Origin of the sequence: Pauljensenia sp. 27098_8_83, from assembly GCF_041432695.1 — a bacterium.
Classification (GTDB): Bacteria; Actinomycetota; Actinomycetes; order Actinomycetales; family Actinomycetaceae; genus Pauljensenia.
This window is the reverse complement of sequence record NZ_JAPWAD010000006.1, coordinates 38,465-58,663: the sequence shown is the minus strand read 5'-3', so window position 1 is coordinate 58,663 and position 20,199 is coordinate 38,465. Positions and strand designations below refer to the sequence as shown.

Sequence of the window (20,199 nt, the reverse complement as noted above, 5' to 3'; positions counted from 1 at the left end):
CATGAAGATCGTCATTGCCGGTGCCGGTTCGGTGGGACGCAGCGTCGCACTGGAGCTCCTCGCTCACGGTCACGACATCACCCTGATCGACAACATGCCGGAAAAACTGCGTATTTCCTCGGTCGCGGACGCTGACTGGGTGCTCGCAGACGCATGTTCGCCCGATGCCCTGCGCGACGCTGGCGTGGCTGAGGCCGACGTGATGGTTGCTGCCACGGGCGACGACAAGGCGAACCTGGTCATCTCCCTGCTGGCAAAGACCGAGTTTGCGGTCCCCCGCGTCGTCGCGCGCCTGAATAATCCGAAGAACGAGTGGCTCTTCGATCAGGCGTGGGGGGTAGACGTCTCGGTGTCGACGCCGCGCATCATGACCTCCCTCGTGGAGGAAGCCGTATCGGTGGGTATCCCGGTGCGTCTCTTCTCTTTCAACACGGCAGCCGTGTCCATGCATGCCCTCATCCTGCCGGATGATTCTCCGGTTGTCGGCAAGCGTGTGCACTCCCTTGAGTTGCCTCCGCGCTCTGTGCTGGCCGCTCTCCTGCGCGACGGCCGACCCATCACACCGAGCGCCGATGACGTGTTCGAAGCTGCGGACGAGCTACTCCTGCTCGTACCCGACGCAAACGCTGAGGAGCTGACGAAACTGCGTCAGTTGGTCGCTTTTCCTGAATCCGAAGCATCCTCGGAAGACGAGGAGTAGCAGCGCAAGCCCCACCAGGTGGCCCAGGCGCCAACGGCAAAGAGCGGCAGGCCCAAGACCAGCTTGGCGACGCCGAGCGCCGCGACCTGGCCGCTCAGCCACAGGGGCGCCTGAACGGCAACACGCAGCGCGAAGATTCCCGCCCACATCCACGTCAGCAGGTTGCACCTGCGCGCCAGGTCCGCGTGTGCCGGGTCGGTCCGCCATCCTTGAGCCAGACCCGTCAGTGGCCCGTAGAACTGAGCGACGAGGCCTCGCCGACACAGGACGGACAACGCGAAAACAAAGGCCATGGCCACGTTCGTGGCAATGCCCCATGCGAAGTAGTTCTCTCCGCGCCCCGTGGCTGCGGCAAAAATGACACCGATCGCGACGCCGAAAAGCCCTGAGAGTGCCTGCTGGACTCCCTGTCGCTGAACCAGTCGGATCGCGCAGGCAAGTAGTGCCACACACGATGCTGCAACCAGCGTCGGTACGAGGGCACGCGTTGCGACGAAGACGATCACGAACACGAGGCCCGGAGCTGTCGCTTCGATGACGCCGCGCGTACCTCCGAGCGCGTCTGACCAGGAGAAGTCCTCGGAGGTTGCCTGATCCATCCAACGTGGGGTCGGCATCAGCCTTCCCCTGCGATAACGCGATACAGGGGATTGATGATGACGAGGCGATCCCCCGTACGCCCGACAGTGCCCTCAACTTCTAGGCGCTGGCCGACGCTGAGTCCGGGAATAGACGTGCGGCCGGGCCACCGCAGCTCCAGAGTGTCGGTACCGTCGTAGAGAGTGGCGACGAGGACCCTCTGGGATCCCTCCTCGGGCGGGTAGGTCATGCCCAGGAGCGTGCCGAAAACGAGCGCGTGAGAGCGGTCCGTCACGTCGCGGATAGGCGTGATGCCGCGGGCGGCGCGCGCCGAATCCTCGTCGAGAGCTGCATCCAGGGAACGCGCATCCTTATCGAGGCCGAGCGCGGCGCCGACCCGAGTGATCCACGAGGCCATCTCAGGCCTCCTGAGCACCCGCGGGCAGGTGCACCGGGAGAAGCTCCAGACGCGTGCGCGGGTGGTCATCACGTCGCACGATGATGCGATCGATGACCTTCTCGATCTCGACACCGGCTTCCTCGTTCGCGGCAGCCGGGCCGAGGATGTCGATGCGCGCAAACCAGCGGTCGCCTTCGCGACCGATGATGCGCATGCGGGAGGTCGCGGTGCGACCATCAGGCATCTGCATCGGCATATCGACGAGCAGCTCGTTGCCGTAGCGTGTCGGATAGTCGGCGACCTTGGCACCCTGCTCTTCGAAACCCTTCCGGATTTCTTCGCGCAGTTCCTCCCACACACCCCCGGATCGGGGTGCCGCGGCGACGCTCATCTGGATGCCGGAGTTGCCGAGCACGACGAGGATCTGCAGGACGGTCGTGCCGTCGTCCGCGACCTGCGTCCGCAGCTGCATGCCCTGAACCGCCGGGAACAGGATCGATCCCATGTCGACGTAGCCTTCGGAGGCGTCGACCTCACCGTAGTTGCGAGGGCCGGGCTCACTCCAGATCTCCGCGTCTTCATCGCTGAGGCGAGGCAGGGCCTCGACCTCTTCGATCTCGTCTTCGACGGTCTTCTTCTTACGTCCGAACATCGTCCTACCTCACATCGCGCACTCGGTGCACACGGGGGCGCCGTTGGCGTCCACGTGGTCGAGCTGCGACGCATGGTGCACGAGGAAGCACTGCGAGCAGGTGAATTCGTCTTCCTGACGGGGAACAACGTGAACGGTTAGTTCTTCCTTTGACAGGTCAGCGCCGGGAAGCTCGAAATTCTCGGCGGCCTCGTTCTCGTCTTCCTCGATCTCCGCGGAGCCGGCGTCGTTGCGACGGGACTTCAGCTCTTCGATCGAGTCCTCTGCGACCTCGTCTTCGTTCTTGCGCGGCGCATCGTAATCGGTTGCCATGGTTCTCCCCTTTCGCCACTCGAGCCGGTTCGCGCGAGCGGTCTGTGCGCAGGGAGGATAACACTTGTGAGGCTAATGTGCAACCGTTTGTGTGACACGCGCACGACTACGCGACATTCTCGGCATTATTTGAGACGATTCGACCTAGACGTATGAGGAGGAAGTGATGATTGAGCTCGAATTGCTCGGGACCAGCGCTGATGGCGAGTCCCTGGTGCTCACCGATGCCCAGGGTGAACGCTACTCGGTGTTGATCTCGGACGAGCTCCGCGGCGCGACGCGCCGTGACCGTCCGCGGGTGGAGCTTGCGCCCGCTCGTCCGATTCTCGCTCCTCGTGACATCCAGGCGCTGCTGCGTGCGGGCGCCACCCCCGCGGAGATCGCCTCCGAGCACGGGATGGAGGTCAGCGCGGTGGAGCGCTTCGAGGCTCCCGTTCAGGCGGAAAAGGACTACGCGCTCACGCGTGCGCGCGCTGTTCGCATCGGCGAGGGCGGTCCGACGATGGGCGATCTGGTCGTTGATCGTCTGGCGGCGCGTGGCGTTGATCCCACTTCCCTGGAGTGGGCTGCGACGCGCGAGGCGGGAGAGCCCTGGCAGATTATCGTCACGTTCGTGCAGGGCGCAGCCGAGCATGCTGCGCACTGGCATCTGTCGAATTCCGGTTCTCTCGAGGCTATCGACCAGGAAGCTCAGTGGCTGACGGAGCAGGTGTCCACGTCCCCGACGGCATCGATCTTTACGCCCCTGCCGCGCACGGCACCTGCTCCCGCCCCCGATCCGGATGAGGAAGACCTCCGTAACCGTGAGGCGATCCTCGATCAGCTCAACGCTGCGCGCGGTAAGCGTCAGCAGATTGATCTGGACCTGGATGACGAGGTGGACGAGGAAGCCGAGTACCTCGCCGCAATTGCGAGTGAGGAGGAGCCGGAGGCAACCGAGCCCGATACCTCCACCGGCCCCATTTCTGCGCGCATCTATTCGCTTGCATCCGCACGCACGAAGGCCGAGGTGCCGGCTCCGACGGCCGAGGACGGACTGTTCCCCGCGACCGGCCAGATCCCGTCAGCTCGCCCCACGGCGACGGGATCCATTCCCGTCGCATCACGCTCGTCCAAGAGCGAGGCCCCGGCCTCGTCGGGCGCCCTCCCGTGGCTGTCTGAAGCTCCCACCTCCTCGGATGAGGAGAATGCAGGCGAGCCGCAGGCCGAGGAGCAGCAGACCCCAGCAATTCCCATGAAAGCTGTTGCACCCACTGATTCAGCGCCGGGCAAGGCCGAGGAAGGCGCAACGGGGGCTGTCCCCTCCCAGGGGATTACCGGCTCGCGAATGGCCCGCGCTTCCTCGAAGAAAAACCGCAGGTCGGTGCCCAGCTGGGATGAGATCCTCTTCGGTTCGAAATCCTAAGGACTCGCTCACGGCAGGCGGTCGCTCTTGGCACAGAGCGGCCGCTTGCCGCATGTCAGCGGATTCTTAGGACCAAACCACGACCGGGATGCGCATTTCCGTGGAGGTGAGCGACCCGTGAACACCTGGCATCGCGATCGCAGACGCGCTCTGCGTGCGCGAGTCGACGACTCCGCAACGGCCTCGTGCGAGCACGAGGAAGTCTCCGATGATCGATGCACCGTCGCCCTCACCGATGAGGGCGCTGATCTCCTCGCGGGAGATGATCCAGGCGCTCTCCCCCAGAACGTCGCGCCAGCGCATCTCGACCTCGTCGGCGCGCCCCTCATCGGTGTGAACGTGTACAGCCCGGGTTTCCCCAGCGACGACGCGTACGCCATCGCGTAGCGCGGGGGTGGAGGCGACATCGACGATCTGCGACGCATCGACGTTGATCATCCCATGATCGGCCGTCATGACGGTCCGCACGCCGGCGGGAAGCGACCTGAGCAGGCGCGCAAGGCCAGCGTCGAACTCTTCCAGGGCGCCGATCCAGCTGTCGGAGCCGACTCCCGATCCGTGGCCCGCGTGATCGATTTCCGACCAGTACAGGTAGACAACGGGCGTGCCGGCGCGCAGCTCACGCAACGCGGCGCTCACGCGGTCGTCGAGCGTCTCTGCAGGCACATGACGCGCACCACGCAATGCCGCCCCCGTCAGGCCGGAGCCAGCGAAACGCGCCGGTGAGATGACCGCCGAAGCAACACCCGCGGCAGCCAGGCGCTCGAAGTACGTGGGGACCGGCTGCCACTCGGTGGGCGCCGGTCCGCCCTCCATCGCCAGTAGGTTCATGACGCCGCCGCCGTAGGCAACGGAAAAGCCCACCATGTTCGTGGTGCCCGGACGCTCTCCCGTCCCAAACGCAGTGATCGCCGCGGCCGTCGTTGAAGGGACAACCGTGTGAATTGAACGGATATCGTCTCGCATGCGGCGCAGCGTCGGAGTGTGCCCGGCATACTCCTGGATGAGCTCGTATCCGAGGCCGTCCACGAGGATAAGAAGCAGCTGGTCAGCCCCCGCCGCCATGCCGAGTGAGGCGGCGGCCTGAACTGATGCACCAGGCAGGGCGGGGTCGATCGAGGCGAGGCCACCCGCGACAACGTTCGTGATGAGAGGGTCGCCCACACCGGGGAGGTCCGCTCCGGGCAGATGTAGCGTCCCCAGGCCCTCACTCACTGCGGGTCCCCATCAGCTGTGCCAGTCGATCAACGAACACCATGGCCTCGTCAAGTGCATCCTGCCCGTCGGCGGCCGCCGAGATGCGGAAGGTCAGGTCGTCGGGGAAAGACGAGCCCGTCAAACCGTGGTCCGCCATGCAATTCGGGTCGTCACAGCGGGCGGGCTCAAGCTCGAGGTGGCGCGCACCCTTCAGGTCCAGCGCGATCGTCATTTCGGACAGACCGGTCGCGTTCTCGGGGTCGGTGTAGACCTCCATCGTGGAGTACCCGGCGATGTCTCCCACGCGGTGCACAGCGGTCGCGATCGTCGCCGAACCCGCGTCCATCTCATCGACGTGCAGCTGGACGATAGCGCGATCCGTCAACGACGCAATCGTGAGGTGACGGAAGACCGTCCCGCGGTCGAAGCCCGTGTCCACCTGGCACAGCGTCGCCAATGGCTCCGCGGCGCCCAGTGCTCGGCGCAGCGCACGCTGCACCGCCTTGGGATAGAAGCCCCCACGTTCGATACGGGTCCATGTGTCCATCCTCCAATTGTGCCCCGAAGCGGCGCGCCAGTCGAAATGAGCGCCGACCCGCGCAATAATTGCGCGTATGGCTAAGAAGGACCAGGTCGTCGACATCCCTGAGAAGGACGAGAACATCACAGAGATCGACGTGTCCGATGAGATGCGCGGGTCCTTCCTGGAGTATGCCGTCTCCGTGATCTACGCTCGCGCGCTCCCCGACGCGCGCGACGGCCTCAAGCCCGTCCAGCGCCGCATCATGTTCCAGATGGATCAGATGGGGCTGCGCCCCGACAAGGGGCACGTGAAGTCCCAGCGCGTCGTCGGCGAGGTCATGGGTAAGCTCCACCCGCACGGCGATTCCGCGATTTACGAGGCCCTGGTGCGCCTCGCTCAGCCGTTTAACCTGCGCGTCCCCCTGGTCGATGGGCACGGTAACTTCGGCTCTCTAGACGACGGCCCAGCCGCCGCGCGTTACACCGAGGCGCGCATGGCGCCCGCCGCACTGGACCTGGTGACCGGTCTGGACGAGGACACGGTCGACTTCGTCCCCAACTATGACAACCAGTTCATGCAGCCGGACGTTCTGCCGGCCGCTTTTCCGCAGCTGCTGGTCAACGGCGCCTCGGGCATCGCGGTGGGCATGGCGACGAACATCGCGCCGCACAACCTGTCGGAGACAATCGCGGGCGCTATCCACCTGCTGGATAACCCATCGGCGTCTGTCGCTGACCTCATGCGCTACATCCCGGGTCCCGACCTGCCCGAGGGCGGCGTCATCGTGGGTCTCGATGGGATCAAGGAAGCCTACGAGACGGGTCGAGGCGCGTTTAAGACCCGCGCGAAGGTCCAGATCGAGCGCGTGACTGCCCGCAAGATGGGCATTATCGTCACGCAGCTGCCCTACATGGTGGGCCCCGAAAAGGTCATTGAGAAGATCAAGGAAAACGCGAACGCGGGACGCCTCAAGGGCATTTCCTCGGTCCAGAACCTCACCGACCGCATCCACGGCCTGCGCCTGGTCATTGAGGTGAAGAACGGTTTCAACCCCGAGGCGGTGCTTCAGCAGCTCTACCAGCGCACGCCACTGGAGGATTCTTTCTCGATCAACGCCGTGGCGCTCGTGGGCGGCCAGCCGCGCACCCTGGGCCTGAAGGAAATGCTGCAGGTCTTCCTGGATCACCGCCTGGACGTGACGACGCGCCGTAGCCGCTTCCGCCTGAAGAAGTGCGAGGATCGCCTGCACCTAGTCGAGGGGCTGCTCATCGCGATCCTGGACATTGACGACGTCATCGCGATTATTCGGTCCTCCGACGACGCGGAGATCGCGCGCGAGCGCCTCATGACGGCGTTCGACCTGTCCGAGGCCCAGGCCAACTACATCCTCGAGCTGCGCCTGCGCCGCCTCACGAAGTTCTCGCGTATCGAGCTGGAGACCGAGCGCGATGAGCTCATGGCAGCAATCGCCTCGCTGCGCGAGATCCTGGAGGATCCGGAGCTGCTGCGCGCACTCGTCAAGAAGGAGCTGCGCGAAGTTTCGGATCGCCTGGGCACGCCCCGTCGCACGCTGCTGCTGGCCTCGACGGGCACGCCCGTGGGCGCGGCGGCCGCGGCCGCCGACGACGCTGCGTTGGCGGCCCTGCCGTCGGTGTCACGTTCCGGTAAGGGCCTCGACCTGCAGATTCCCGACGACCCATGTGTGGTGGTCCTGTCCTCCTCGGGCGCGCTCGCCCGCGTGGAGGGCGGGGAACCGCTGGAGCCCGGGCCGCGCGCAGCATCGGACGGATGGCGCGTGCAGCTGCCGTCGACGGCGCGCTCGCAGGTGGCGGTGGTGACGGAGGACGGTCTCGCACACCGCATTGACGTCGTGGACCTGCCGGCGCTGCCCCGCTTCGAGACGGGCTTGTCGCTGGCGGGCGCTATGCCCGCGTCTCTGCTGCTACACACGGATGTTCCCGCGGTGGGTCTGCTTGATCCCGAGGGTACGGACGTCGTCGCCATGGGCACGGCCCGTGGAACCGTCAAGCGCCTGCGCCCGGATGTGCTTCAGCGCGACGAGTGGGAGGTCATCGCCCTGGAGGACGGGGACCGTCTCGTGGGCTTTGATCGTTGCTCGGACGGGGCGGATCTCGTGTTTATTTCGTCGGACGCGCAGCTGCTGCGCACCCCCGCCGCGAAGGTACGCCCGCAGGGTCGCACGGCCGGCGGCATGGCGGGCATGAAACTAAACGCCGGGGCCGAGGCCCTGGGCTTCTGGGTGGTCGAGGCACCTATCGATGCGGTCGTCGTGACGGTTGCGGCGGCGCTGGGCGCACTGCCGGGTACGGGTCAGACGACCGTGAAGGTGACGCCTTTCGGCTGCTACCCGGCGAAGGGTCGAGGCGGTCAGGGCGTGCGCTGCCAGCGTTTCCTGCGCGGCGAGGATCGGCTCGACATCGCGTGGGTGGGAACGAAGCCGGGCCGCGCAGCGTCCGCGGACGGTTCTCCCATCGAGCTGCCCGCGGAGGACGAGCGACGCGATGGCTCGGGCGTGCCGATCACCTTCGCGATCGCGTCGATTGGCTGACGCGCCCCTGTCGTTTAAGTGGTGGGGTGGCCGGGATTTCTCCCGGCCACCCCACCGCTTTGTCAGCTGTGCGTGCGCGCTTATTTCGCGTGATAGCGGGGGCTGGTTCCCAGATGCGTGGGAACCGTGACCATCGGATCGGTGATCAAGGATTCGTCAAAGCCCCTGTAAGAATACGAGTTGTCGTTGACAATCTGGAGGGGACTGACGACGCCGTCCGCATACTGCTGAACTTCGTCGGGGGTCGGGCTCGATCCATTCCCCTTGTCAGCGAGTGGATTGACGTCGGGTAGCGTCGTGGGATCCGTATTGAGGATCGCCCCCGGATCGATGCCGCCATAGCCGGTGTACTGATTCCAGGTGTGGTCGGGGTTCAGTCCCGTCTTTACCAGGAGTTGGAGCAGCTGATTGGAGGTCGCGTTCGGCCACTTCTGGCGGGCGAGCGCTAGGACGCCGGCGACAATGGGCGCAGATACCGACGTACCTGACACCTGTTTAATCTGCCCAGTGTCGTAATCATGCACAGACAGCGGCCCACCGACCGCCGTTGTTGTTACTCCCTGCCCCCACGACGAATAATCCTGACGATTACCATCAGTTCCAATAGCAGTAACACCTACTACGCCAGACCACTGCGACAACGAGGTCGCATTATCATCTGCTCCGCCGTTACCTGCAGAAGCCGTAACGATCGTTCCTTGAACCATGGATCGTGCAATTGCCCATTTAAGGGGATCTTCCTGAGAGGTACTCGAGGATGAGACATTAATAATTTGCGCACCATCATTCATGGCTGCGTTAAGCAACCAGGAATAACCGTATTTCAAATGCTTACCGTTATCCGAGCAATCGGATGATGGCTGATCACCATCTTGTTTAGAACCAGTACGGTACGTCAAAAGTGTGGCTTCTGGTGCAACGCCATAGCTTCCAGAGACCAAAACTGAGGCCACTGAAGTACCGTGGCTTTTCGATGCGAGCGACGAGTTAATCGTGCACGTCTCCCGTTCTTGAATCGACGCGCCCGTGAGTTCTGCAGCCGTCGTCTCAACAGGCCCATCGATCATCGCAATTGTTACGCCTTTACCCGTGTACCCTTTTGCCCTGGCCTGATCCAGGTGGTAATACGCGAAGTAAGGCTGGTCCGCCGCGGTGATCGTATTGTCTGCCCGGGATGGAGTGGTTGGAAGCGTCGTAACTCCGGCAGCAACGACGAGGGCGGCAGCCGAAGCTCCCCATGCGTGCCTGCGCTTACGAGGCGCTCGTCTCTGCTCTACCATTGGCGCGGATCCCATCCATCGTCCTTTCGCGGGGCGGGGCTCAAGTCCGTATCCGACCCGTAGGTCTGCGACATCGGATTCACGTAGCCCTCGGGCAGTTCATCTCCATCATCGTCAAAGCGGAAGGGCGTGTACTTGCGACGCGCCGACTTCTTCTTATCGTCTTTACCGCCAGCCCCACCGGCACCGGCTCCACCCATGAAGCCACCGGCACCGCGAGCATTCCCCTGACCAGCGCCTCCCGAGGCCGAGACCTTACCGGAGCCGACGGATCCACCGGGGGCGGCGGTCGTTCCACTGGCACCGTTCCCTGCACCACCGGTGGCAGGAGCCTTGTACGTTCCATATCCCGGGCCTGAATAGGATCCCGTTCGAAGGGCAGCCGCTCCCGATAGACCGCTACCAGATGCGCCGGAAGCACCCGCACGCCCCAGCGCACTCATTCCTCCAGCCCCGAGGCGCGAGGCGGCGCCCATCCCCAGAGCACCTGCCCCGAGAACGCCGGCACCACCCATACGGGCCGCAAGCGCTGCCTCACTACCCGGTCCGCCGTTCACATTCCACAGAGGGTGGTAGCGATCGACGGGCGGCGCGGGCGTGTATCCTCCTACCGTTCCGTTCGCGTGCCGATCGCCATTCACCCGCGTGTGCAGCAGGTCCATACGCATAAGATCCTGCGGGTCGGTGACGGGGTTCAGTCGTGAGCCGGCCTCTCCCTCGGTTATGTACTCGTTCGGGATGCGGGGCGAGGACATGACACGACCGTTGACAGGTCCACCCTCGTCATAGCCATCCGCGTAGAGGCCGGAACCCGTGCCACGCAGATCGGAACGCCCGTAGTCACTATCGCGATCTCCGGGATACACGCCAGGCGCGTGTGGAGAGACGTTCAGGTATCCATTCTCGATGTCGTTACGAATCGAAGGAATTGACGGTCCTTGCCCGGACCACTGGTGTGCGCCAGGATCATCGAGCTGCTGCGTCTGAGCGGAAATACCATCCGCCAAGCCTTGCATCGTATTATTCGCTCGCTCGAGGATGTCCGTCGCCGCGACCTCCCGCTGCGCATTGGCCTGAGCGATAAGCGCCTGGAAGTAGGCATCGGCCGACACAGCGACCGTGTTGATCGGTTCACCGAACGGGCCGAGGTACTTCACGACGGGTACCGCCACGTGCGTCGCGTCAGCGAGCTTCTGCAGATTGGAGTCGATGAGAGTCGGCGAAAGCTGCTGCGCCTCCTCACGAATATGCCTCATGGCTCGCCGCGCCTCGACGTAGTACTCCATCGCGGTGTTGTGGTTCTCCTTGATTCCCTGGACCTGCTTCATCGTCGCGTCGGTCCACGCATCAATCTGATCGCCGGTTTCACCCGTGAAGCCCTGGTAGGAGCGCATGTGGTGCGTGACGTTATTGGCCTCGTTCAGGCCGCACACGATCGTGTTGTGCTCATCGTCCGAGGCATCGAGTGCGGAGGCGCTCTCAATGGCGGCGACCAAGCGCATGAGTCGGTCGTACATGGGGCTATCAACCATGATGATTCCTCTCTTTCTCAGACCTCAGACGGCGCGTTCTGCGTGGGACTTGTGCCGGCGCCGGAACTACTACTACCTGCGCTAGGCGTCGCAGCACCGTTGGCATTTCCAGACTGTGTTGTGCCCCCGCCCGCGATCTGCGAGGGTGCCTGCGTCGCAGGGGATGAGGGTGAGCCTGCAGGCTGCGGGTCCATAGAAGCGAGGATCCGAGCGAGCTCATCGGCGTTACCCTGCTCGGCGGCTTCAAAAGCGCTCACAGCTGTATTGACGTCGCCATCAAATTTCTGGAAACGGACCTTTTGGTTGGAGACGACGTCTTTCTCAGTCCGCAGATATGCAATCAACGAGCGGCGCATCGCCTGAAACCCCGCCTCTTCGGACCAGTATGACGCCTTCTGAGCATCGATCAATCGACTGATCGCCTGAGAGGAGTCAGTGAGCGATTGCCCCCCCCTTCTCCATATCTCCGCTTGTTTGGGCATGCTTATCAGAGTCAAAGCCAACGTCAGCCACGCGTCACCTCCACGAATACCAAGGCCGAAAATGACGTGTTCCACGGAACACTATGAGACCCCTGCAAGCATATGACCACTTGTTCACATTGACAAGCGTGTCCGAAGACCGCACAGCGACCACAGACCGGCAGATATGGGTGTGGGCCCGGCCGATTGGCCGGGCCCACACCCATTCGTTCAGGGATGCTTCCTGTCAGCCCCGCAGCGTCCGATCGGCAGCCAGGATGTCGGCTACCTCGTCACGCGTGGGCGAGTATGCACCCTGGTACAGGATAGTGATGCCCGAAGTGATGATGCCGCGGTGGATGGCGGGCAGGATCTGATCCCACGAGGCCTCGCGCAGACGCTGCTTCGCCTCGCCCGAGCCCAGGAGACCCGCATCCACCAGACCCGAGATCAGGCCAGCCATGAGCGAGTCACCCGCGCCCACGGTGTCCACCAGCTCAACGTCCAGCGGGTCGACGACGAGCATGTCGCGCTCGGCGGCCGCCTTGATGTAGACGCCCCAGGGGCCGCGCGTGCACAGGATCAGCGACGGACCGGACTGCGACCACTCGCGGATAACGTCCTCAACGGGGCGGCCCGGGTACAGCCACTCCAGGTCCTCATCCGACGCCTTCACGACGTCCGAGAGGGCCACGATCGCCTCAATGTGCGGGCGGGCCTCGTCGGGAGTACCGAGCAGGGCGGGGCGGATGTTCGGGTCGTAGGAGACGGTACCGCGGATGGCCTGGCGCTTGACAGCCGCCAGGACCTTGTCGGCACCGGGCTCAAGGACAACTGCGTACGAGCCGGTGTGCACGTGCCCGACACTGTCGGGATCCTCCACCGCGGGCACATCCCACGACAGATCGAATTCGTAGGTGGCACGGCCTCGCTCATCAAGGGTCGCATGAGCGACCGTCGTGAAGTCAGCCCCATCGGAGCCGGGAGTCAGGGTCACCCCCGCCGCTTCGGCGTGAGCGCGGACCTTGTTGCCGCGGGCATCGCGGCCGAACCATGTTGCCAGTTCGGATTCATGCCCTAGCCGGGTCAGTCCGGCTGCGACGTTGAGCATCGATCCCCCGACGACCTCGACGGGTTCACTGTTCGGGCGGGTGATCTCATCGATGAGAGCTTCCCCGATGTTCACGATTCTAGTCATTCGTCAACCCCAGTTTCTCTTCCATTTCTTCGAGCGGGATGCCCTTCGTTTCGGGCATCACCTTCAGGACCCAGAATAGCTGACCAACCATCGCGAGGAAGAACAGCCCGAATGCGAATCCACCGCCGAGCTTATCCGTGAGCACCGGGAACGCGTAGGTGGTAATGAAGGCGAAGACCCAGTGTGTGAGCGAACCGAGGGACTGGCCGCGCGCGCGTACACGGTTGGGGAAGATCTCCGAAATGAACACCCAGATAACGGACCCTTGACCGAACGCGTGAGAGGCGATGAAGGCAAGCAGGCCAATCAGGATCAGCCACACCGGGACAGCACTTCCTTCCTCGAATGCTCCTCCCTTGTAGGCGAACATGATGGCCGACAGGAAGCCCAACGACACGAGGTAGCCGATGGAACCAACAATCATGAGCTGGCGGCGACCAAGCTTATCGATGACGGTCAGGGCGGCCATCGTGGCAATCAAGTTCATGAGGCCGACAATGACGGATGCGACATAGGGGAATGCCGGTCCGAGCACCTGTTCACCACCGGCAAGCTTCATGACCTTGGGCGCGTAGTAGAGGATGGCGTTAATGCCCGAGAGCTGGTTGAACATCGCGATGCAGAAGGCCATGAGGATGACCTTGCGGTAGCGGCGCGTAAAGAAAGCGACCTTGCCGCCAGCGGCATCCTCGGCGATCTGTGTCTTAATCTCGCCAATCTGTTCGATGCTCTCCTCCTGCGTAGAGGTCAGGCGCTCAGAAATCTTGACGGCGCGTTCCTCGTGGCCGTGGGCAAGTAGCCAGCGAGGAGTCTCGGGCACGGTTGCAAGGAAAATCAGGAAGAAGACAGCGGGCACGGCCATGACGCCGAGCATCCAGCGCCACGCGGTGTCTTCGTGCGCAATTTCGCGGATGACCGCGTTGGAGGCGTAGGCCAGGAGGATACCGAAGACGATGTTGAACTGGACCAGGCCGACCAGGCGTCCGCGCACGCGGGCGGGGGCGATTTCGGCGGTGTAAATGGGAGCGACCACGGAGGACAGGCCGACGCCGACGCCGCCCAGGAAGCGGAACACCATGAAGAAGGTGATCGGGAAGGCGGACGAGGCCGAGACCGTGCCGTCAGCAGCTGTCACCAGGGTAGGCACAGGCGCCAGGGCAGTGGCCAGCGCACCCACGCCGAAGAGAATGCCGATCCAGAAGAGGATGGGTTTACGGCCAAAGCGGTCGGCGAGTTTACCGGCGACGATGGCACCGCAGATCGTGCCGATGGTTGCGATGGCAACGATCATGCCCTCCCCCATGGAGGAGAGCGCGTAGAGCTTGGTGAGCTTTTCTTCCGCGCCGGAAATGACCGCTGTGTCAAAGCCGAAGAGCAGGCCGCCGAGGGAGGCAACGATGGCGCTTCGAATGACCAGAGGCGGAATGGACTTGGTTGGTGCTGACGACTTCGTAGTCATGCTGGCTCCGCACTGTGGAGATGGGGCGCGCGTGGCGCCGAGGACGCTCGCGGTCCTCCGCAGTGAGCCTAAGAATTTAATTGGTCAGACGATTAGGACCTAGGGAGCGGTTACGTGAAAACTGAAAAGAAAAAGGAAGAACAGCGCCCACCGACAAAGAAAAAGTAACGATGATAACACAAGGGAATGCGCGGAAACGTCCACCATGCGAAACGACAGTCAGATCTCGATGGCGTACAGCCTCGTCTGGCCCACCGTACGGAAGCCCAGGTAGTCGTAGATGGCGAGCGCGCCCGTATGGTTCGCGGAGCCCACGCCCGTGCCCGCACGGTCCATGCCGTCGCGCTTCTGCGCCCACATCGACGCCAGGATCAGTGCGTCCGCGACGCGACTGTCGCGCCACTGGGACAGGACGCCCAGCTGGTCGATGTACCCCTCGCGCCAGCCCAGAGCCGCCCAATCCTGCTCGTAACACGATGCCAGCAGGAAGCCGGCGACGCGGGGGCGATCCCCCGTGCGGTCGACGGCGACGAACGACCATTCGGGAGCGAAGGCCGTGCGCCCCTGCATCCACTGCTCCTGAGTGAGCGGGGGCCGACCCCACTCGGACTCGTTGAGGCGGTTCGCCGCACGCAGGGCAGGTTCCTCCCACTGGGGGCCCCAGGCCTCGATGCTCATGTACGAGCCCAGGCCAGGCAGCTGCGGCAGTCCCTCGAGCGAAGCGCGCAGTTCGTAGTAGGTGCGCGTCCAACGGAAACCATGGACTTTCAGCTGCACCTCGAGGTCATCCTGGCCGGTCTCGACGTGACAGGTGATCTGGGCGGGAGCATCACCCTCAACCTCGGCCAGCATCTGGCGGGCAGTACCCTCCTGCCAGTCGACGATCGCATTGCCGAGGCCGATGCGCCGAAAGTCGGGGTCCACTCCCCCGACGCACACGCACTCCACTCGCCCAGGGAAACGCAGGACCACCTGAGCAAAGGCGACGATGCGACCCGCCGCGATTCCTCTCCGTGCGATACCTACCAGGCCACGCCACTGCGAGGCACCCGAGAGCATCTCTGCAACCTCATCCGGGCTCGTGCGATACGGCGGATTATCGCGGGCCTCCATGCGAGCAAACAGGGCAGCAAGACCCGTGTGGTGGGCAGGCGTCAGCTCCTCCCACTCGATCCCATGATGCTCGCCCGGGAAGGGGACGAACTCCGGGGCATTTGCTCGCTGCGCGAGAGGAATGCTCATGCTCGTCTCCTTCCGACTCTACTGGTCGATCGTGTAATAAACCTCGGCGGCTTCATCAACGAAGCCAAGGTGTTCATAGATATTATGCGCGCCGTCGGGACTCGACATATCGACATCCAAGCCGATCCGACTCACTCCCGAGGCCGACGCTGCCGCGACCGTGTGCCCCACGAGAGCCGTCGCCACGGAACGGCCACGGTGAGCTTCGGCGACGCCCAGCAGGTAGATGTACGCCTCGGGCCGACCTGTGGCCACCCAGCGCTGCGCGGGGCGCCCCGTCATCGCATAGCCGACCACGTCACCCTCGGAATCGACAGCGACGAAAGACCACCGCGGATCAAAGTGATTCATCGCGTCATCCCACCACAGGGCACGCAGCGGGGAACGGAACGACTGCTGGAAAGCCTCCATGTGGATGGCACGAACCTGCTCCTGCGGAACCTGGGTCCATGGCAGGACGCGGTAGCCATGGCGCGGCTGCGGAGCAACCTCGCCACCAGCAAGGTCACGGTACATGACCTGGTAGGTGCGCTTGGCAAAGAAACCGGCCGCAATGTAGAGGCGGCGACGGTCGGTCATGTGCGCGTCAACGAGGTTCGAGATGGACACCGGGACCTCGGACTCGGCACCGAATGCCTCGACGAGCATCTGGCGAGCGCGCCCGTCCTGCCAGTACAGCAGGGCTCGGCCCACGCCTCGGCCACGCCAGTGCGGGTGAATGTAAGCGCTCACGATGGCGGTTGCAGCCTCATGGATACCGCGCAGCACGCGCACGGATGCCACCGCGCAAATGTTTCGCTTCGCGTCGAGGCCGACGATGGTGTCGACCCAGTCGCGCCCGTTCTCGCCCTCCATCATGTCCGCGATGTCGTCGACGGAGGTGCGCCGAATGGCGTTGTCATCGTCTTCGATCAGGGCGATAAGCGCGTACACGGCGGGGGCATCGCCGCCGATCATGGGCCGCCAGCGCAACCCGAGGTGATTGCCCGGGTACGGGACGGACCCGGGCGGCGTGAGTCGCTGCGCAAGTCCTGTCATGGCAGATATCCTACCGGCTATTCGGGCCTTTAGTCACACTGGCGCATGACATATGGGCAACGTGCATGAACGTTTGTGCAGCGCACGGGCATTTTTGCCCGTGATTACGCGTCGATGCGCGTACGATCCAGCCCCGCAGACTCCTCGACAATGAACTCCTTGCGCGGGCCCACAGTCGAACCCATGAGCAGCTCAAACACGTCCTCGGCCTGGCGCAGAGCCTCCTCGTCGGCCAGCGTGATACGACGCAGCGAGCGATGCGCCCGATCCATCGTGGTCTCCGCCAACTGGTCGGCATCCATCTCACCCAGGCCCTTGTAGCGCTGGATGGGCTCCTTCCAGGTGCGCCCCGACCGGCGCAGGGAGGCGAGCTTGCGATGCAGCTCGTCCTCGGAGTACGTGTAGATATACTCGCGCTTCTTGCGTCCCTTGCCCGCGACCTCGATGCGGTGCAGGGGCGGGACGGCGGCGTAGATGCGGCCGGCCTCGACCATCGGGCGCATGTAGCGGAAGAACAAGGTCAGCAGCAGGGTGCGGATGTGCGCGCCGTCGACGTCGGCGTCGGTCATGAGAATGACCTTGCCGTATCGAGCCTGAGACAAGTCGAAGGTACGGCCCGAGCCCGCGCCGATCACCTGGATGATGTTGGCGCACTCGGCGTTGGCCAGCATGTCCGCGGTCGAGGCCTTCTGCACGTTGAGGATCTTGCCTCGAATCGGGAAGAGGGCCTGGTACTGGGAGTTGCGCGCGGCCTTGGCCGTGCCCAGGGCGGAGTCGCCCTCGACGATGAACAGCTCGGTCTCCTCGACGTCCTCGAGGCGGCAGTCCGCGAGCTTGGCGGGCAGCGAGGAGGTTTCCAGCGCGTTCTTCTTGCGCGAGATCTCCTTGTGCAGGCGCGCGGAAACACGGGCCTTCATCTCGCCGACGACCTTCTCCATGAGGAGGGAGGTCTGCTGCTTGTCGTCGCGCTTGGAGGAGGCGAACTTCGCCTTCAGCCAGTCGGAGACCACGCGGTTGACGACGGTGCGGATCTGCGGCGTGCCCAAGGTTTCCTTGGTCTGCCCCTCGAACTGGGGCTCGGGGAAGCGCACGGTGATGACGGCGGTCATGCCGGCCTGGACGTCGTCCTTCTCGGGACGCCCGTCCTTCGCTCCGACCTTGAGCTTGCGCGCGTTCTTGTCGATCGCGGCGCGCAGGGTTTTGAGGACCGCCTGCTCGAAGCCGGTCACGTGGGTGCCGCCCTTGGGGGTGGCGATGATGTTGACGAAGGACTGGACGGTCGTGTCGTAGCCGATACCCCAGCGCAGCGCGATGTCGACCTCGCACGTGCGCTCAACCTCGGTGGCGCGCAGGTGCCCGGTCTCGGAGTCCAACGCCTGCACCGTTTCGTTGTAGGTGCCTTCGCCCGTGATGTGCCACGTGTCGGTGACGGGGCCGTCGGAGGCCAGCCAGTTCGCGAAGTCGACGACGCCGCCGTCAAAGCGGAAGCTCTCGTGGAGCTCTTCTTCGCCGCGCTCGTCGTAGCAGTTGATGGTCAGGCCGGGGACGAGGAAGGCGGTCTGGCGGGCGCGCGCCAGCAGGTTCTCCCACGAGAAGCCCTCGGTCGACGGGAAGATCTGGAAGTCCGCCCAGAAGCGCACGCGCGTGCCGGTCTGGGATTTCTTCACCTTGCCGACCGTCTTGAGGGTCGAGCCGTCCACGAAGGGCGTGAAGGGTGAGTTGGGGGTGCGCTGCTTCGAGTCGTCGAATTCGCCAGGCTCGCCGCGGCGGAAGCACATCTCGTGCGTCTTACCGCCACGGTCGACCTGCACGTCGAGGCGCGCCGACAGGGCGTTGACGACGGAGGCACCGACGCCGTGGAGGCCGCCGGAGGCCGCGTAGGAGCCGCCGCCGAACTTACCACCGGCGTGGAGCTTGGTGTAGACGACCTCGACGCCCGTCAGGCCCTGACCGGGGACGATGTCGACGGGGATGCCTCGGCCGTTGTCGGCGACGGAGGCGGAGTGGTCGGGGTGCAGGCGCACGTCGATCGTGTCGCAGTGGCCTTCCAGGGCCTCGTCGACCGCGTTGTCGATGATCTCCCAGAGGCAGTGCATGAGGCCCCGGTGGTCGGTGGAGCCGATGTACATGCCGGGGCGCTTGCGCACGGCCTCGAGCCCCTCGAGGACCGAGAGGTGCCGTGCGTTGTAGTCGGATGCGTCGGTAGGAGTCACGAGGTGCATCATAGGTGGAGCCATGCCCGTTTGGGGCCACCGGTGCGCGTGGCGCAGGTTCTGGGATGCTTTCCACGATTGACGAGGCCGGGGCCAGATCGCGCTGGTGAGTGCCATTTTGGGACGCGTTGGGTGCTGCTTCGGGAGGGTTTGCACACCCCCGTTTCGATGTGTCGGCGTGTGAGCTCTCGATTGCGCCCCGGGTGAACAGGGGTGCGCGCGGCGGGGTGATGGTGTGTGATGGAAGCATGAACGCACAGACTCTTGAACGCCCCGTACTGAACGAGCCGCAGCTGACCGCGGCGAATCGTTGCGACGCCTGCGGCGCTCGCGCCTGGGTTCGTGCGACGATGCCGTCGGGTGGCCAGCTGTACTTCTGCGGCCACCACGCTAACGAGCACCTGCCCTCGCTGGTGGGCGGCGGCGCACAGATCCTGGACGAGCGTCATTTCATGAACGACTGAGAGCGAGCCTCCCGCAGCGACGGGACGCACGGCTTTGAGGCGCGGGCGGGGACCGACGGGGTCCCCGCCCGCGTTTCGCAGCACAGCCAACCCCTACCTACCGGACAATCACCGCAATCGCATTGCCCAGCGAGTTTAGACAGTTGTTACTACACAGACCCGCGAAGTGTCGCCCGCATTAACACGACAAGCCCTTGCGGCTATTGAAAGGAGTAAACAGAAATGACGAGCATTATCGTCACCGCCCAGCGGTGGGAAAGCAAGCTCGGTGGTGGCTGGGAGCTCCTCAACGGCGACCACGCAATGACGCAGGTCCGACGCCTTTCCGACGCCCGACAGCAAGTGATCGATTACCTGGACACGATTGACCCAGATGTCGACCACAGGGACTGGGATATCACCATCACCCCAGCTATCCCACAGGCACAGTCCGTCAAAGAAGCAAAGGCTGCGACACAAGACGCCATTGATGCCCAGGCAGCCGCTGCTGCTCAATCCCGCGAAGTCGCTCGTTCACTACGCGCCTCAGGCCTATCCCATTGACGATACTGCCTGGATCATGGGCGTTTCCCGGTCCAGAATCTCTCAGCTGGCACGCGCGTAACTGGCTCTTCATGGTGATATACGAATGGAGTTCCCTATACGATCCTCCACTCACCGGTACACTCCCCATCCTCAAAGCGCACCGCGTCTGCCTCAAGATCAGCATCGGTGACGACGTAACCGCTCGCAAGATGATAGGTACCGGTCTCACGTGCCCTTTGTGCAGTCACGCTTCGTTCGTCAGACACAGGCACAGCACCGAACTCGTCGTAGATATCGGCGTCCGTAATCCACGGCTCACTGACGTCATCGGATCGGGTCCTCAGCTCGCCGAAAGCTTCCCAGTCAACGCCATTGTCGAAGCTGTCGCCTTGGTCCCGCTCACTTACGTTGCATCGTTCCACCATGCGTTAAGGCTACCAGTGACACTTG

General features: G+C 64.0%; 20 protein-coding genes. 5 read left to right on the top strand and 15 right to left on the bottom strand.

What is annotated here, in order from left to right:
- Position 1 precedes the first annotated feature (1 nt).
- Complete coding sequence (locus O3656_RS03865) at positions 2-700, top strand: potassium channel family protein (protein ID WP_500062706.1); 699 nt, start codon at positions 2-4, stop codon at positions 698-700.
- On the opposite strand, the gene O3656_RS03860 is transcribed toward O3656_RS03865, so the two are convergent.
- Genes O3656_RS03860 through O3656_RS03845 form a run of 4 tightly spaced genes read right to left on the bottom strand, consistent with a single transcriptional unit; the run spans position 649 to position 2,643 of the window.
- Positions 649-1,317 carry a DUF3159 domain-containing protein gene (locus O3656_RS03860; protein ID WP_500062705.1) on the bottom strand — a complete coding sequence of 223 codons (669 nt, stop codon included), beginning with the start codon at positions 1,315-1,317 and terminating at the stop codon, positions 649-651. The two genes, O3656_RS03865 and O3656_RS03860, sit on opposite strands and share 52 nt — an antisense overlap.
- Complete coding sequence (locus tag O3656_RS03855; RefSeq protein ID WP_500062704.1) at positions 1,317-1,697, bottom strand: OB-fold nucleic acid binding domain-containing protein; 381 nt, start codon at positions 1,695-1,697, stop codon at positions 1,317-1,319. The genes O3656_RS03860 and O3656_RS03855 overlap by 1 nt, the downstream gene beginning before the upstream one ends.
- A gap of 1 nt (position 1,698) precedes the next feature.
- Positions 1,699-2,331 carry a DUF3710 domain-containing protein gene (locus O3656_RS03850; RefSeq protein WP_500062703.1) on the bottom strand — a complete coding sequence of 211 codons (633 nt, stop codon included), beginning with the start codon at positions 2,329-2,331 and terminating at the stop codon, positions 1,699-1,701.
- Positions 2,332-2,340: 9 nt separating this feature from the next.
- Positions 2,341-2,643, bottom strand: a complete 303-nt coding sequence (locus O3656_RS03845; protein ID WP_003792577.1) for a DUF4193 domain-containing protein — start codon at positions 2,641-2,643, stop codon at positions 2,341-2,343.
- Positions 2,644-2,809: 166 nt separating this feature from the next.
- Here O3656_RS03845 and sepH point away from each other — a divergent pair, with 166 nt between their 5' ends.
- Complete coding sequence (sepH, locus tag O3656_RS03840; RefSeq protein WP_500062702.1) at positions 2,810-4,048, top strand: septation protein SepH; 1,239 nt, start codon at positions 2,810-2,812, stop codon at positions 4,046-4,048.
- Positions 4,049-4,114: 66 nt separating this feature from the next.
- On the opposite strand, the gene O3656_RS03835 is transcribed toward sepH, so the two are convergent.
- Together O3656_RS03835 and O3656_RS03830 are read right to left on the bottom strand one after the other, a co-directional pair.
- The gene (locus O3656_RS03835) at positions 4,115-5,263 is read right to left on the bottom strand and encodes an alkaline phosphatase family protein (RefSeq protein ID WP_500062701.1); all 1,149 of its coding nucleotides are present in this window, start codon (positions 5,261-5,263) and stop codon (positions 4,115-4,117) included.
- Positions 5,256-5,792 carry a DUF5998 family protein gene (locus O3656_RS03830; protein WP_500062700.1) on the bottom strand — a complete coding sequence of 179 codons (537 nt, stop codon included), beginning with the start codon at positions 5,790-5,792 and terminating at the stop codon, positions 5,256-5,258. Before O3656_RS03830 ends, O3656_RS03835 begins: the two co-directional genes overlap by 8 nt.
- 67 nt (positions 5,793-5,859) lie before the next feature.
- On the opposite strand from O3656_RS03830, the gene O3656_RS03825 reads away from it, so the two are divergent.
- Entirely contained in the window at positions 5,860-8,337 is a 2,478-nt protein-coding gene (locus O3656_RS03825) for a DNA gyrase/topoisomerase IV subunit A (RefSeq protein ID WP_500062699.1), read from the top strand.
- A gap of 80 nt (positions 8,338-8,417) precedes the next feature.
- Here the strand turns inward: O3656_RS03825 and O3656_RS03820 are convergent, their stop codons facing one another.
- From O3656_RS03820 to O3656_RS03785, 8 genes are all read right to left on the bottom strand, one after another.
- On the bottom strand, positions 8,418-9,632 hold the full coding sequence (locus O3656_RS03820; protein WP_500062698.1) for a S8 family peptidase: 1,215 nt from the start codon (positions 9,630-9,632) through the stop codon (positions 8,418-8,420).
- Positions 9,611-11,149, bottom strand: coding sequence for a hypothetical protein (locus tag O3656_RS03815; protein WP_500062697.1), 1,539 nt, complete (start codon positions 11,147-11,149; stop codon positions 9,611-9,613). Before O3656_RS03815 ends, O3656_RS03820 begins: the two co-directional genes overlap by 22 nt.
- A 17-nt stretch (positions 11,150-11,166) precedes the next feature.
- Entirely contained in the window at positions 11,167-11,706 is a 540-nt protein-coding gene (locus O3656_RS03810; RefSeq protein WP_500062696.1) for a hypothetical protein, read from the bottom strand.
- A gap of 151 nt (positions 11,707-11,857) precedes the next feature.
- On the bottom strand, positions 11,858-12,808 hold the full coding sequence (locus tag O3656_RS03805) for a PfkB family carbohydrate kinase (RefSeq protein WP_500062695.1): 951 nt from the start codon (positions 12,806-12,808) through the stop codon (positions 11,858-11,860).
- Complete coding sequence (locus O3656_RS03800) at positions 12,801-14,267, bottom strand: sugar porter family MFS transporter (RefSeq protein ID WP_500062694.1); 1,467 nt, start codon at positions 14,265-14,267, stop codon at positions 12,801-12,803. The genes O3656_RS03805 and O3656_RS03800 overlap by 8 nt, the downstream gene beginning before the upstream one ends.
- A 219-nt stretch (positions 14,268-14,486) precedes the next feature.
- Positions 14,487-15,509: a GNAT family N-acetyltransferase gene (locus tag O3656_RS03795; protein WP_500062693.1), complete on the bottom strand. Its 1,023-nt coding sequence runs from the start codon at positions 15,507-15,509 to the stop codon at positions 14,487-14,489.
- Positions 15,510-15,527: 18 nt separating this feature from the next.
- Complete coding sequence (locus O3656_RS03790; RefSeq protein WP_500062739.1) at positions 15,528-16,466, bottom strand: GNAT family N-acetyltransferase; 939 nt, start codon at positions 16,464-16,466, stop codon at positions 15,528-15,530.
- 185 nt (positions 16,467-16,651) lie between these two features.
- Positions 16,652-18,772, bottom strand: coding sequence for a DNA gyrase/topoisomerase IV subunit B (locus O3656_RS03785; RefSeq protein WP_500062692.1), 2,121 nt, complete (start codon positions 18,770-18,772; stop codon positions 16,652-16,654).
- Positions 18,773-19,008: 236 nt separating this feature from the next.
- Here O3656_RS03785 and O3656_RS03780 point away from each other — a divergent pair, with 236 nt between their 5' ends.
- Both O3656_RS03780 and O3656_RS03775 read left to right on the top strand, forming a co-directional pair.
- Positions 19,009-19,224, top strand: coding sequence for a DUF7455 domain-containing protein (locus O3656_RS03780; protein WP_500062691.1), 216 nt, complete (start codon positions 19,009-19,011; stop codon positions 19,222-19,224).
- 222 nt (positions 19,225-19,446) lie between these two features.
- Complete coding sequence (locus O3656_RS03775; protein WP_500062690.1) at positions 19,447-19,767, top strand: antitoxin HicB; 321 nt, start codon at positions 19,447-19,449, stop codon at positions 19,765-19,767.
- Between the two features lie 95 nt (positions 19,768-19,862).
- Here the strand turns inward: O3656_RS03775 and O3656_RS03770 are convergent, their stop codons facing one another.
- Positions 19,863-20,174 carry a hypothetical protein gene (locus tag O3656_RS03770; protein WP_500062689.1) on the bottom strand — a complete coding sequence of 104 codons (312 nt, stop codon included), beginning with the start codon at positions 20,172-20,174 and terminating at the stop codon, positions 19,863-19,865.
- Between the last annotated feature and the right edge of the window lie 25 nt (positions 20,175-20,199).